The organism is Nocardioides renjunii (assembly GCF_034661175.1).
In the GTDB taxonomy this organism is placed as follows: domain Bacteria; phylum Actinomycetota; class Actinomycetes; order Propionibacteriales; family Nocardioidaceae; genus Nocardioides; species Nocardioides renjunii.
On sequence record NZ_CP141058.1, the window covers coordinates 113,570 to 126,513 of the forward strand.

The window sequence follows — 12,944 nt, forward strand, 5'->3', positions numbered from 1 at the left end:
GGCCGACCGTAGCGGGAACTCCCTGTCGGTCCGGGGCGTTAGCCTGCTGACCGTCCTGCGAGAGGTGCCTGCATGAGGAACACCGGATGAGTGTCGTCCCGGTCACCGGCCCCGCCAGGCTGCTGGTGGGCGAGCCGCCCCGCGAGGGGTCGGTCGAGTTCACCGACGACCGCCGCACGATCGTCATGCCGATCCGCGGTGCGCTGCCGGTGCTGGGCAAGGTCCGCGACCGGGCCGACATCCACCCCTCGGTCGCGCTGCTGGCCGGCGCCGCGCTGATGGGCCTGCAGCTCGTCGCGTCCGGCCGCTTCGCACCGGACCCGGAGGGCCGGCACTGGCAGGTCGCCGGGCTCGACACCGCCGACGAGCGCCGCATCGGCGAGCTCGCCCGGGCCCGGGCCTCCGACGGCTTCGACGAGGCGACCGCCGAGGGCATGGTGCGCGGGCTCCTCGACGCCGTGGTCGACACGATGCCCCGCACGACTCCCGGCCGGTCGCGGCACCGGGCCCCGGCCGCGACCGTGCGCACCCCGCCGCCGTCGAGCCCCGACGACTTCAGCGACCGGCTCCAGCAGCGCATCGCCCGCATCCGGGCGCGCGGCCGCGACGACCGACCCCACCTCGTCTCGATCTCCTTCCGCATCGAGGCCGACGAGGAGGAGCTGGTCGCCGGCGCCGTGCGGCTGGTGATGCAGGTGCACGCGGTCGACAACGCCGCCCACGTCGCCGACGCCTCCGAGCTGTGGGCCGACGCCGGCCCCGACGCCGCCCACGGGTTCGGCGAGCGGGCCCGCACCCACGCCGCGATCGCGTTGCGCTCGGCGGCCGACGCGTGGTCGGTGCTCGACCGGCTGCTCGACCTCCGCATCCCCGACGAGATCACCCTCGACTCCGACGAGATCCTCTCCCTCCTCGACGGCGGCGCCGCTGCGCTGACCGAGGCGGGCCACCCGGTGATGTGGCCGAAGTACCTCGACCGCGAGGTGACCCAGCGCGTCGAGCTCGGGCACCAGAAGGCCGCCGGCCGACGCGAGGAGCCGCTGCAGGACGGGCTCTTCGGACCGCAGGCGCTCTTCGGGTTCGAGTGGCAGCTCTCCCTCCACGGCGAGGAGCTCACCGCCGACGAGATGGACGAGCTGGCGCGCACGACCAGCCCGATCATCAAGCTCCGCGACAACTGGGTCGCGGTCGACTCGGCGGTCATCAAGCGCGCCCGCAAGCGGCTGATCCGCACGGTGACGCCCGTGCAGGCCCTCGCCGCCACCCTCACCGGCGTCGTCGACATCGAGGACGCTCCCTACGAGGCCGTGGTCGGCGCGAGCCTGCTCGAGGTCCGCGACCGGGTCCGGGAGGCGGTGACCGGCGACCTCGTGGCCGTCCCGGCCGCGCTGGACGCCGAGCTCCGCGACTACCAGCGCCGTGGGCTGTCCTGGCTGGCCGAGCTCACCTCGCTCGGGCTCGGTGCCTGCCTGGCCGACGACATGGGGCTCGGCAAGACGATCACCCTCATCGCGCTGCACCTCCACCGGGCGGGGGAGGGCGGTGGCGCCCCGACGCTCGTGGTCTGCCCGGCGTCGCTGCTCGGCAACTGGGAGGCCGAGATCCGCCGCTTCGCGCCCGGGGTCGCCGTACGCCGCCACCACGGCAGCGCGCGCGACCTCGACGGCGTCAGCGGCGGTTTCGTCCTGACGACGTACGGCACGATGCGCAACGACGCCGAGCTGCTGGCGGAGGTGCCGTGGGACCTCGTCGTCGCCGACGAGGCACAGCACGTCAAGAACTCGCGGTCCGCCGCCGCCCGCGCGCTGCGCACCATCCCGAGCACCGCGCGGGTCGCCCTGACCGGCACGCCGGTCGAGAACGACCTCACCGAGCTGTGGTCGATCCTCGACTGGGCGATCCCGGGGCTGCTGGGCAGCCGCAACGCCTTCCGCAAGGTGTGGGCGGGGCCGATCGAGTCGGGCCTCGAGCCCACCAAGGCGCGCCAGTTCGCCGACCTCATCGGTCCCTTCCTGCTGCGGCGGCGCAAGTCCGACCCCGGCGTCGCCCCCGAGCTGCCGCCCAAGACCGAGACCGACCACCTGCTCGGGCTCACCCGCGAGCAGGTCGTCCTCTACGAGACGCTCGTGCGCGAGTCGATGCGCCGCATCGAGGAGGCCGACGAGGAGACCCGCCGCGGCCTCGTGCTCAAGCTGCTGACCGGCCTCAAGCAGATCTGCAACCACCCGGCCCACTTCTTGCGCCAGCCCAACCCCAAGATGCGCGGCCGCTCGGAGAAGATCGAGCTCCTGGACGAGCTGGTCGGCACCGTGATCGCCGAGGACGGGGCCGTGCTCGTCTTCACCCAGTACGTCGCGATGGCCCGGTTGCTCGAGCGCCACCTCGCCGCGGCCGGCGTGCCCCACCAGCTGCTCCACGGCGGCACGCCGGTGCGCGAGCGCGACGCGATGGTGGCAAGGTTCCAGGCCGGGGGCACGCCGGTCTTCCTGCTGTCGCTGAAGGCGGGCGGCACGGGCCTCAACCTCACCCGCGCCGACCACGTCATCCACCTCGACCGCTGGTGGAACCCGGCCGTCGAGGACCAGGCCACCGACCGGGCCTACCGCATCGGGCAGACCAAGCCGGTGCAGGTGCACCGCTTCATCACGCAGGGCACCATCGAGGAGAAGATCGCCGAGCTGCTGGCACGCAAGCGCTCGCTGGCCGACTCGGTGCTGGCCGGTGGCGAGACCGCGCTCACGGAGCTGTCCGACGCCGAGCTGCGCGAGCTCGTGGAGCTGCGCCGGTGACCACCCCGGCCAGCGGCACGACCTACCCCCGGCTGGCCGCGCGCCGCGGCGCCGGGGCCGGCACCTGGTGGAGCAAGGCGGTGCTGCGTGCCGTCGAGGAGGCGGCCTTCAGCGCCCAGGACCTGCGGAAGGGGCGCGCGCTGGCTCGCGCCGGCTCGGTCGGCTCCATCACCGTCGCCGAGGGCGGGGCGGTCGCCGCGGTCACCGACGGCCAGGACGCGTGGACCGTCGAGGTGACCGTCCCGGTGCTCGACGAGTCCGACGCGGCGGCGTTCACCGAGCTGGTGGCGGCGGAGTCCGGCCGCATCGGGGCCCTGATGACCGGCCAGCTGCCGCACTCCCTGGTCGAGGCGGTGGAGGAGGCGGGGGTCGAGCTGCTGCCCTACGGCGGCGAGCTGGGTTCGGCGTGCGCCTGCGACGCCTGGCTGGACCCGTGCCCCCACGCGCTCGCGGTGCTGACGCAGCTGGCCTGGCTCATCCAGGCGGATCCGTTCGTGCTGACCCACCTGCGCGGGCTCTCACGTGAGCGGGTGCTGCGCGACCTGCACCGGATCACGACGCCACACGTGGCCGTGGGCGACGACGGCGGTCCGGGCGGCGCGGACGCGACGGAGCCAGCCGGAGGGCCGGACCAGCTCGACGACCTCGTCGTGGCCGAGGACGCGGCGGTGCGGGCCGCTCGGCTGCTCCAGCTGGAGCACCCGTTCGACGCCTGGTGACGCGGGCTCCGGCTCAGCGGGGGGCGTACGGCGCGGGGTGGCGGCGGATCGCACGCTGGAGGGGCCCCGCGGTGCGATGTGCCGCCACCACGGGGGGTCGTACGGCAACAAACGAGCCCCGCGGCGTCAGCGCGGCTCGGCCGGCGCGACGGGCAGCCGGGCGCCGAGCTCCTCGTCGAGGCGGAGCAGGCCCGGGCCGTCCTCGTTGATCATCTTGACCCGGCCGACGATCTCGCTGACCGTCGCCTCCTCCTCGATCTGCTCCTCGAGGAACCAGTTGAGCAGCGGGCGGGAGTCGAGGTCGCCCTCGGCCTCGGCCTGGCGGTAGAGGCTGCGGATCGACTCCGAGACCTTCTGCTCGTGGGCGAACGCCGCCTCGAAGGCGTCGAGCACGCTCCCGACCTCGGCGACCGGGGCCTGGACGGCACCGATGCGCGGGTGGTTGTCGCGGTCGGAGACGTGGTCGATGAACTTGTGCGCGTGCAGGATCTCCTCGTCGGCCTGCGCGCGGAACCACCGCGCGATGCCGGACAGGTCCATCAGATCGAGCTCGATCGCGAGCTGGCGGTAGACCAGCGACGCCTGGAACTCCAGCGTGATCTGGGCGTTGAAGGCGTGCTCGAGGTTCTCGCTGAGCTTCATGACCTCACCCTATCGGGCGTGCTGGGCCCCATTCGCCACCTCACGGGACGCCGGACGAGACGCCGGACGAGACGCCGCACGGGGCGCCCGGACGGGATGCCGGGAGGGACCGGCTCAGCCGAGCCCGAGCGCGCCGTGGGCCATGTCGCGCAGCACGTCGTGCATCTGCGGGTCGGGCAACCGGCCGCTGTGCGGCGTGGAGTTGAGCAGCCCGAACAGCACGTGGGCCCGGGTGCGCGAAGCCTCCGGGCTGAGGTCGCCGTCGAAGCGGCGTACCTCGGTGGCCCACACGTCGACGTAGGCCCGCTGCAGCGCGCGCACGCGCTCGCGCGCCTCGTCGGGCAGGCTGCTCCAGTCGCGGTTGTGGACGACGATGAGGGCGCGGTGATCGAGCGCGAACTCGATGTGCCACTCGACGAGCGCGACGAGCGCCTCGCGGGCCCCGTCGGCCTTGGCCACCCGCGCCCGCCCCTCGGTGAGCAGCGTCTCGCTGATGCGGACCAGCATCTCGGCGAGCATCGCGTCCTTGGACTCGAAGTGCTTGTAGAGCGCGGGCCCCGAGATCCCGCAGGCCGAGCCGAGCTCGGCGACCGAGACGCCGTGGAACCCGCGCGCGGCGAAGAGCTCGGCCGCGATGTCGAGGATCTGCTGGCGACGGGGGGTCACGGAGGCGAGGTTAGTGGCTGCTAACCGGGAGGGGCGACGTAGGACGCCGGGGTGGACGCGTGAGGTTAACGATCGCTAACCTGACCGGGTGTCCGAGCCCCTGAGCGCCACCCCGGCCCCTCCACCGGTCCCCGCCACGATGCGTGAGCTCGTCGACGACCTGCGTGCCCGGCTCGCGCGGGTCCGCCTCGGCGGCTCGGAGAGCGCCCGCCGCAAGCACACCGACCGCGGCAAGCTGCTGGCCCGCGACCGGGTCGACCGGCTGCTCGACCCCGGCAGCCCGTTCCTCGAGCTGGCGCCGCTGGCGGCGTACGGCATGTACGGCGCCGGAGCGGGCGGCGAGGCCGAGGACCACGCCGTCCCGTCCGCCGGCGTGGTCGCTGGGATCGGCCGCGTGTCCGGCCGGGAGTGCGTCGTGGTCGCCAACGACGCCACCGTCAAGGGCGGCACCTACTACCCGATGACGGTCAAGAAGCACCTGCGCGCCCAGACCATCGCCGCGGAGAACCACCTGCCCTGCATCTACCTCGTCGACTCCGGCGGGGCCTTCCTGCCCATGCAGGACGAGGTGTTCCCCGACCGCGAGCACTTCGGCCGGATCTTCTTCAACCAGGCGAACCTGTCCGCGCAGGGGATCCCCCAGATCGCCAGCGTCATGGGCTCGTGCACGGCCGGCGGCGCCTACGTGCCGGCGATGTCGGACGAGACGGTCATCGTGCGCAACCAGGGCACGATCTTCCTCGGCGGCCCGCCGCTGGTGAAGGCTGCCACCGGCGAGGTCGTGACGGCCGAGGACCTCGGCGGCGGCGACGTGCACGCCCGGACGTCCGGGGTGGTCGACCACCTCGCCGAGGACGACGCCCACGCGCTCGCCATCGTCCGCTCGATCGTCGACACCCTGCCCGCCGTCCGCCCGGCCCGCGAGCCGGCCGCCGACGTCGAGGAGCCGCACGAGCCGCCGGAGTCGCTCTACGACGTCGTGCCGACCGACACCCGCACGCCGTACGACGTGCGCGAGGTCGTGCGGCGCGTGGTCGACGGCAGCCGGTTCCACGAGTTCAAGAAGCTCTACGGCGACACGCTGGTGTGCGGCTTCGCCCGGATCCACGGCTACGAGGTCGGCATCGTCGCCAACAACGGCATCCTGTTCAGCGAGTCGGCCCTCAAGGGCGCGCACTTCATCGAGCTGTGCAACCAGCGCGGGATCCCGCTGGTCTTCCTCCAGAACATCACCGGCTTCATGGTCGGGCGCGAGTACGAGAACAAGGGCATCGCCCGCGACGGCGCCAAGCTCGTCACCGCGGTCGCCTGCAGCGTCGTCCCGAAGTTCACCGTCGTCATCGGCGGCTCCTTCGGAGCCGGCAACTACGGCATGTGCGGGCGCGCCTACGACCCGCGCTTCCTGTGGATGTGGCCCAACGCGCGCATCTCGGTGATGGGCGGGGAGCAGGCCGCGTCTGTGCTGGCGACCGTCCGCAACGACACCCGCGGCGACCTCGAGGACGAGGCGGCCGTCGAGGCCTTCAAGGCCCCGATCCGCGAGCAGTACGAAACCCAGGGCTCGCCCTACTACGCCAGCGCGCGGCTGTGGGACGACGGGATCATCGACCCCGCCGACACCCGCCGGGTGCTGGGCATGGCGCTGGCGGCGACGTCGTACGTGCCCATCCCCGAGCCCCGCTACGGCATCTTCCGGATGTGAGGACCATGAACACCGTCCTGATCGCCAACCGCGGCGAGATCGCGCTGCGGGTCATGCGCACCGCGCGCCGCCTCGGGTGGCGCACCGTCGCCATCCACACCGACCTCGACGCCGGCGCTCCGCACGTGCGGGCCGCCGACCTCGCGGTGCGGGTGGGGTCCTACCTCGACGTCAACGCGGTCGTCGCCGCGGCGCGGGACAGCGGCGCCGGCTACGTCCACCCCGGCTACGGCTTCCTCTCCGAGCGGGCGCCGTTCGCCCGCGCGCTCGCCGAGGCCGGCATCACGCTGGTCGGCCCGTCCGCCGACGTGATGGACGCGATGGGCCGCAAGGACGCCGCCCGCGAGGTCGCGACCGCGGCCGGGGTGCCGGTCGTGCCGTCGTACGCGCTCGAGGACGACCCCGCGACGTTCACCTACCCCGTCCTGGTCAAGGCCGCGGCCGGCGGTGGCGGCAAGGGCATGCGGATCGTGCGGTCGGCGGCCGACTACGACGAGGCGTTCGCCGCCGCGCAGCGCGAGGCCCGCTCGTCCTTCGGCGACGACACCATCTTGGTGGAGACCTACGTCGAGTCCGGGCGCCACATCGAGGTGCAGGTGATGGGCGACGGCCACGGACACGTCCTTCACTTCTTCGAGCGCGACTGCTCGACCCAGCGCCGCCACCAGAAGGTGCTGGAGGAGGCGCCCGCACCGACCATCAGCGACGAGCAGCGGGCCGCCATCACGTCCTCGGCCGTCGCGCTCGCTGCGCAGTGCGGCTACACCGGCGCCGGCACGGTCGAGTTCCTGCTCGACGACGCGACCGGCGAGTTCTACTTCCTCGAGATGAACACCCGGCTCCAGGTCGAGCACCCGGTCACCGAGGAGGTCGTCAGGGTGGCGGGCGAGCGGGTGGACCTCGTCGAGCTCCAGCTGCTCGTGGCGACCGGCGAGCCGCTGCCCTTCGGGCAGGACGAGATCAGCCTCGACGGCCACGCCGTCGAGGCCCGCGTCTACGCCGAGGACTCCTTCCACGGCTTCCTGCCGCAGGCCGGGCGCACGTCGATCGTGCGGTGGGCGTCCGGCGAGGGCGTCCGCGTCGACCACGCCCTCGAGCCCGAGCAGGAGGTCAGCACCTCCTACGACCCGATGCTCGGCAAGGTGATCGCCTGGGGCGCCGACCGCGAGGCCGCCCGCTCCACCCTCGTCGCCGCCCTCGAGGACACCGCCGTCCTCGGCATCACCACCAACACCGGCTTCCTGCGCACGCTCGCCGCCTCCGACGAGTTCCGCGACGCCTCGATCGACACCGCCTGGCTCGACCGGCACGAGGTCCCAGCGCCCGACGACGAGCTCGCCGTGGTGTTCGCGGCCTTCACCGAGGTGCTGCTCGACACGATGGGGCAGCAGGGGCCGTGGCAGGCCGACGGCTGGCGGATGGGAGCCGACCCCGCACCCGACACGGTCGTCCTGGGCGACGAGCCGGTGCTGGTCGACCGGCACCGCGACCGGGTGACGCGCGCCGGTCGCGAGCACGACGTACGCCTGGTGTCGGCGGCCGACCACACCGTCCACCTGCTCGTCGACGGCCGCGCCGAGCGCGCCGTGCTCAACGTGCAGCGCGACGTCGTCGAGGTCGTGCACCGGGGCCAGCGCTGGGTGTGGGTGCGGCCCGACCCGTTCGGCGACCACGCCGCCGCGGCCGGGGACGGCACCCTGCTCGCGCCCATGCCCGGCACCGTCCTCGCGGTGGGCGTCGCCGAGGGCCAGGCCGTGGCGGAGGGTGAGACGCTGGGGGTGATGGAGGCGATGAAGATGGAGCTCGCGCTCAAGGCGCCCTTCGCCGGCACCGTGACCACGGTCGGCGCCTCCGCCGGAGACCTCGTGAAGCTCGGCGCCGTCCTCTTCACGGTCGAGGCGGACGCATGAGCGACCTCCCCATGACCGTGCGCGCCGACGGGCTCCCCGAGCGGGTCACGATCTACGAGGTCGGCCCCCGCGACGGCCTCCAGAACGAGCAGTCGGTCGTCCCGGTCGAGGTCAAGGCCGAGTTCGTACGACGCCTCGTCGCCGCCGGGCTGCCGATCGTCGAGGCCACCTCGTTCGTCCACCCGCGGTGGGTGCCGCAGCTCGCCGACGCCGCCGAGCTGATGGCCGACCTCGGCGAGGAGGGCCGGCACCTCCCCGTCCTCGTGCCCAACGAGCGTGGCCTCGACCGGGCCCTCGGGCTCGGGCTGGAGCACATCGCGATCTTCGGCAGCGCCACCGAGACCTTCGCGTCCAAGAACCTCAACCGCACCTTCGACGAGCAGTTCGCGATGTTCGAGCCGACGGTCGCGCGGGCCCGCGAGGCCGGGATGGACGTCCGGGCCTACGTCTCGATGTGCTTCGGCGACCCCTGGGAGGGCGCGGTGCCGATCGAGCAGGTCGTCACGGCCGGGACGCGGCTGCTCGACCTCGGCGCGAGCCAGCTCAGCCTCGGTGACACGATCGGCGTCGCGACCGCCGGGCACGTGCGGGCCCTCGTGGCCGCCTTCGCCGACGCCGGCGTCGGCACTGACCGGTTGGCGATGCACTTCCACGACACCTACGGCCAGGCGCTCGCCAACACGTTCTCGGCGCTGCAGGCCGGCATCACGACCTTCGACGCCAGCGCGGGCGGGCTCGGCGGCTGCCCCTACGCCAAGTCGGCCACCGGCAACCTCGCGACCGAGGACCTGGTGTGGATGCTCACCGGGCTCGGGATCGAGCACGGGGTCGACCTCGACGCCGTCGTCGCCACCAGCGTGTGGATGGCCGGCCGCCTGGGTCGCCCCAGCCCCAGCGCCGTCGTACGAGCCCTCGGGTCCGCGGGGTAGTCCGGTGGCGAACGGTCGCCCGAGGCGCCAGTCGACGACCGGTTCCCACTGGACGACCCCGACTCGGGCACAATCAGCGCCATGAGCCGCGTCGTCCACCTCCACATCGGCGCCCCCAAGACCGGCACGACCTACCTGCAGGACCGCCTGATGCTCAACGCGGCCTCGCTCGCGCGGCACGGCATCGTCATCCCGTCGCCGCGCGCCGGCCGGTCCGACATGTTCCACTTCCGCGCCGCGCTCGACCTGCTCGACCAGGACTGGGGCGGCGCCCCCGGGCACGCCAAGGGCTCGTGGGACGCGATGGTGAAGCGGGTCAACCGCTCCGACGGCAACGTGGTGATCAGCCACGAGATCCTGGCCGGCGCCAAGCCCGACAAGATCGCGAAGGCGATGAACGACCTGGCCGGCAACGAGGTCCACGTCGTCTACTCCGCGCGCGACCTGGGCCGCCAGCTGCCGGCGGCGTGGCAGGAGTCGATCAAGCAGGGCCGCAAGTGGCCCTTCCGCCGCTTCCTCACCAAGGTCGAGCGCGGGCAGACGTGGTTCTTCAACGCCATGGACCTGCCGCGGGTGCTGTCGCAGTGGGGCGCCAAGCTGCCGCCCGAGCGCCTCCACGTCGTCACCGTCCCCCACGACCGCGGCCCCAACGGCGACGAGCTCTGGCTGCGCTTCTGCCGGGCCTTCGGCATCGACCCGGCCTGGGCGCCGCTCGACTCCGAGCGCGACAACCGCTCCCTCGGCATCGCCGAGACCTCCCTGCTGCGCAAGCTCAACCGCCGCCTCGAGCTGGGCGTGTGGCGCGAGCCGGCCTACGACAACCTCATCCGCGAGGTCCTCGCGCAGGAGGTGCTGGTCTCCCGCACGGCCATCCCGGTGCGGCTGCCCCCCGAGCGCTACGACTTCGCCGAGGAGCGCGCCCAGGTGTGGATCGACTGGATCAAGGGCAGCGGCGTCGACGTGGTCGGCGACGTCGAGGACCTGCGCCCGCGCCGTCCCGATGAGGACGAGAAGTGGCGCAACCCCGATCGCGTGCGCGCCAAGCTCGAGCTCGGCGCGGCGCTCGACGCGCTCACCGTGATGACGCAGGAGGCCGCCAACCGCGCCTCCGCCGACACGGTGGGCGGCCGGCTCCGCGAGACCGCGCGTCGGCTGCGCGACCGTTGACCACGTCGACCGCGCCCGCACACGGCTGGGTCGCCCACCTGCGCGCCGGCGGTACGACGCCGTGGCTGGCGTGGCCCGGACGTGCGGACGCGGCCGGCCCGGACCGCGGCGGCCCGGAGGGGGCTCGGCTCCCGGGCGCCCAGCAGCTCGAGCTGCTGCGCCGCGTCAACCTCGCCGTGGCATCGGGCGTCCCGGCCCGGCGTGACGACGCCTTCCGCGCCCGCCTCGCGGACCGGGTCCTCACCACGACCGCGGCGGGCCGGGGCAAGGCGGACCTCCCGCTCGTCGGCCTCCCGGTGTCCTCGTTCGGCGCGCAGCCGGTCGACCCCGCGACGGTCAGCGCGCACGAGCTGCTCCGCGTCGCGAGCGTGCTGGTCGCCGACGACCTGGTGGCCCTCGGTCCCGACCCGGTCCGCACGCGGTGGGCGCGGCCGTGGCGGCGGAGGTTCCGGCTGGTCGGGGACCCCCTGGTCACCACGGCGGCCCGTGAGCACCTGGTGGGGCGAGGCCGCCCGGAGGGTGGGCCGCGACCGTTCGTCGTCGCGGTCGGCGCCCCCCTCGACGTGATGCTGGCGCACGCCTGGGCGCAACGGTGCTTCGAGCACGGCTCCCGGCCCTGGGGCGACTGGCTGCGCTACTGGCGGGAGCGCGACCAGCTCCCGCCGCGGGTGGACCTCGACGACTCCGTGCACCGCTGGGGCGGGCGCCGGCCCTACGTGCGGGTCGTCACCGACCTCGAGCAGCTGCCCCGCCAGCTCGGCGTACGCCACCTGCCCCAGGTCCGCGTGCCGGGGGCCGAGCAGGCCGAGCTCGGACGGCGGGTGGCCTCCGTGGTGGGACTGCGGGCGCCGGTCGCCGAGCGTCCCGCCCTCATGCGGACCCTCCAGCGCCGGATCCCGGACACCGGCGCCGCACCGGTCGGCCTGCCCGATCGTGAGCGCGCATGGGTCGCGTCGTCCGCGGCCCGGCTGACCCGCCGGCTGACCCGCGCTGGCTACCCTGTCGTCGGCGACCTCGCCGACCTCGCGCCCCGCGCGGTGCCGTCCGCCACCCCGAGCGGCGTCGTCGACGACGACCGGGTCCTCGACCTGGCGATCAGGATGGTCGTCGACCCGACGTGGCGCGAGCGGGCCGCACGACAGGCGACGAGCCAGGCAGAGGGCACGGCAGAGGACACGGCAGAGGGCACGGCAGAGAGGCAGGTGGAGCGGTGAGCAGGCGAGTGCTGCTGCACGTGGGCTGCCCCAAGACCGGCACGTCCTACCTGCAGGACGTGCTGTTCCGCAACCAGTCCGTGCTGCGCGAGCACGACATCCTCTATCCCGCCGACCGCTTCGACGCGCACTTCCTCGCCGCGCTGGACCTGATGACGCTGCCGTGGGGCGGCATCGAGACCGAGGCGGTCGGCGCGTGGGACCGGCTCGCCGACGAGGTGCGTGCGTGGCACGGCACCTCGATCATCAGCCACGAGATCTTCGCGCGGGCCACCCCGACGCAGGTCGAGCGCGCGCTCGCCTCGCTGGGGGACGCCGAGGTCCACCTCGTCCTGTCGGTGCGCGACCTGGTCCGCCAGATCCCCGCCGAGTGGCAGGAGAACGTCAAGCACCGCAGCCACATCACCTACGCCAAGTTCCTCCGCACCATCCGCGACCCGGCCCGCGAGTCCCGCATCGGGTCGTGGTTCTGGGCAGTGCAGGAGATCCCGGACATCCTGGAACGCTGGGGCGGCTCGCTCCCCCCGGAGCGGGTGCACCTGGTCACCCTGCCGCCCTCGGGCTCGGACCGCGGTGAGCTGTGGCGCCGCTTCTCGCGCACCTTCGGCCTCGACGACCTCCCGCTCGACCTCACCGCCGAGCGGGAGAACCCGTCCCTCGGCGTGCCGGAGATCTCGCTGCTGCGCAGCATCAACGAGCGGGTCACCTCGGTCATCGCGCCGCCGGACTACCGCCCGCTGGTGCGCGAGCTCCTCGCCCACCAGACCTTGTCCCGCAGCATGTCGTCGGCGCGGCTGGGTCTCTCGCCCGACGACCACGCGTGGGCCCAGCAGCTCTCGCGCGAGTGGGTGGCCGTGCTGGCGGAGCGGGGCTACGACGTCGTGGGCTCGCTCGACGACCTCGCCGGTCCCGACCCCGGCACGTTCGCCGACCCCGACACCGCGACGGCCGAGGAGCTGCTGGGGCCCGCCCTCGACGCCATCAGCGCCCTGCTGGTCGAGGGCGCGCGGCTGCGCGCGGTGGAGGAGCGCCTCCACGCCGAGGTCCGCGAGGCCCACGAGGAGCGCGACCGGGCCCGGATGACGCCGTCCTTCCGGGTCCGCCGCAAGGTCGTCACCACCCTCGAGGAGTCCCCGGCCGGCCGCGGGACGCTCGACGCCTACCGGCGCATGCGGGGCCGTACGTAGCGAGCGCCGTCCGTCCTCC

At 73.8% G+C, this 12,944-nt stretch carries 10 protein-coding genes; 8 read left to right on the forward strand and 2 right to left on the reverse strand.

The window, feature by feature from the left end; genetic code table 11:
* Window positions 1–86 precede the first annotated feature (86 nt).
* Together SHK17_RS00455 and SHK17_RS00460 are read left to right on the forward strand one after the other, a co-directional pair.
* Window positions 87–2,789, forward strand: coding sequence for a DEAD/DEAH box helicase (locus tag SHK17_RS00455; protein WP_322920716.1), 2,703 nt, complete (start codon window positions 87–89; stop codon window positions 2,787–2,789).
* Window positions 2,786–3,508 carry an SWIM zinc finger family protein gene (locus SHK17_RS00460; RefSeq protein WP_322920717.1) on the forward strand — a complete coding sequence of 241 codons (723 nt, stop codon included), beginning with the start codon at window positions 2,786–2,788 and terminating at the stop codon, window positions 3,506–3,508. Before SHK17_RS00455 ends, SHK17_RS00460 begins: the two co-directional genes overlap by 4 nt.
* A 126-nt stretch (window positions 3,509–3,634) precedes the next feature.
* Here SHK17_RS00460 and SHK17_RS00465 read toward each other — a convergent pair whose 3' ends face one another.
* Both SHK17_RS00465 and SHK17_RS00470 read right to left on the reverse strand, forming a co-directional pair.
* Window positions 3,635–4,150 carry a ferritin gene (locus SHK17_RS00465; protein WP_322920718.1) on the reverse strand — a complete coding sequence of 172 codons (516 nt, stop codon included), beginning with the start codon at window positions 4,148–4,150 and terminating at the stop codon, window positions 3,635–3,637.
* A gap of 114 nt (window positions 4,151–4,264) precedes the next feature.
* On the reverse strand, window positions 4,265–4,816 hold the full coding sequence (locus tag SHK17_RS00470) for a TetR/AcrR family transcriptional regulator (RefSeq protein WP_322920719.1): 552 nt from the start codon (window positions 4,814–4,816) through the stop codon (window positions 4,265–4,267).
* A gap of 139 nt (window positions 4,817–4,955) precedes the next feature.
* Between SHK17_RS00470 and SHK17_RS00475 the strand changes: the two genes are divergently transcribed.
* The 6 genes from SHK17_RS00475 to SHK17_RS00500 all read left to right on the forward strand — a co-directional run bounded on the left by SHK17_RS00475 (window position 4,956) and on the right by SHK17_RS00500 (window position 12,925).
* Window positions 4,956–6,518 carry a carboxyl transferase domain-containing protein gene (locus tag SHK17_RS00475; protein WP_322922064.1) on the forward strand — a complete coding sequence of 521 codons (1,563 nt, stop codon included), beginning with the start codon at window positions 4,956–4,958 and terminating at the stop codon, window positions 6,516–6,518.
* A 5-nt stretch (window positions 6,519–6,523) separates the two neighbouring features.
* Window positions 6,524–8,428: an ATP-binding protein gene (locus SHK17_RS00480; protein WP_322920720.1), complete on the forward strand. Its 1,905-nt coding sequence runs from the start codon at window positions 6,524–6,526 to the stop codon at window positions 8,426–8,428.
* On the forward strand, window positions 8,425–9,357 hold the full coding sequence (locus SHK17_RS00485) for a hydroxymethylglutaryl-CoA lyase (protein WP_322920721.1): 933 nt from the start codon (window positions 8,425–8,427) through the stop codon (window positions 9,355–9,357). The genes SHK17_RS00480 and SHK17_RS00485 overlap by 4 nt, the downstream gene beginning before the upstream one ends.
* Before the next feature lie 81 nt (window positions 9,358–9,438).
* The gene (locus SHK17_RS00490) at window positions 9,439–10,524 is read left to right on the forward strand and encodes a hypothetical protein (RefSeq protein WP_322920722.1); all 1,086 of its coding nucleotides are present in this window, start codon (window positions 9,439–9,441) and stop codon (window positions 10,522–10,524) included.
* The gene (locus SHK17_RS00495) at window positions 10,521–11,738 is read left to right on the forward strand and encodes a hypothetical protein (RefSeq protein WP_322920723.1); all 1,218 of its coding nucleotides are present in this window, start codon (window positions 10,521–10,523) and stop codon (window positions 11,736–11,738) included. The genes SHK17_RS00490 and SHK17_RS00495 overlap by 4 nt, the downstream gene beginning before the upstream one ends.
* Window positions 11,735–12,925 (forward strand): hypothetical protein, encoded by a 1,191-nt coding sequence (locus tag SHK17_RS00500; RefSeq protein WP_172268537.1) that lies wholly within the window; start codon window positions 11,735–11,737, stop codon window positions 12,923–12,925. Before SHK17_RS00495 ends, SHK17_RS00500 begins: the two co-directional genes overlap by 4 nt.
* The last annotated feature ends 19 nt before the right edge of the window (window positions 12,926–12,944 follow it).

Excerpts from the sequence above, each read along its gene's own strand:
- SHK17_RS00490 (WP_322920722.1), top strand. The coding sequence starts at position 9,439 with ATGAGCCGCGTCGTCCACCTCCACATCGGCGCCCCCAAGACCGGCACG.
- SHK17_RS00485 (WP_322920721.1), top strand. The coding sequence starts at position 8,425 with ATGAGCGACCTCCCCATGACCGTGCGCGCCGACGGGCTCCCCGAGCGG.
- SHK17_RS00455 (WP_322920716.1), top strand. The coding sequence starts at position 87 with ATGAGTGTCGTCCCGGTCACCGGCCCCGCCAGGCTGCTGGTGGGCGAG.
- SHK17_RS00475 (WP_322922064.1), top strand. The coding sequence starts at position 4,956 with ATGCGTGAGCTCGTCGACGACCTGCGTGCCCGGCTCGCGCGGGTCCGC.
- SHK17_RS00465 (WP_322920718.1), bottom strand. The coding sequence starts at position 4,150 with ATGAAGCTCAGCGAGAACCTCGAGCACGCCTTCAACGCCCAGATCACG.
- SHK17_RS00480 (WP_322920720.1), top strand. The coding sequence starts at position 6,524 with ATGAACACCGTCCTGATCGCCAACCGCGGCGAGATCGCGCTGCGGGTC.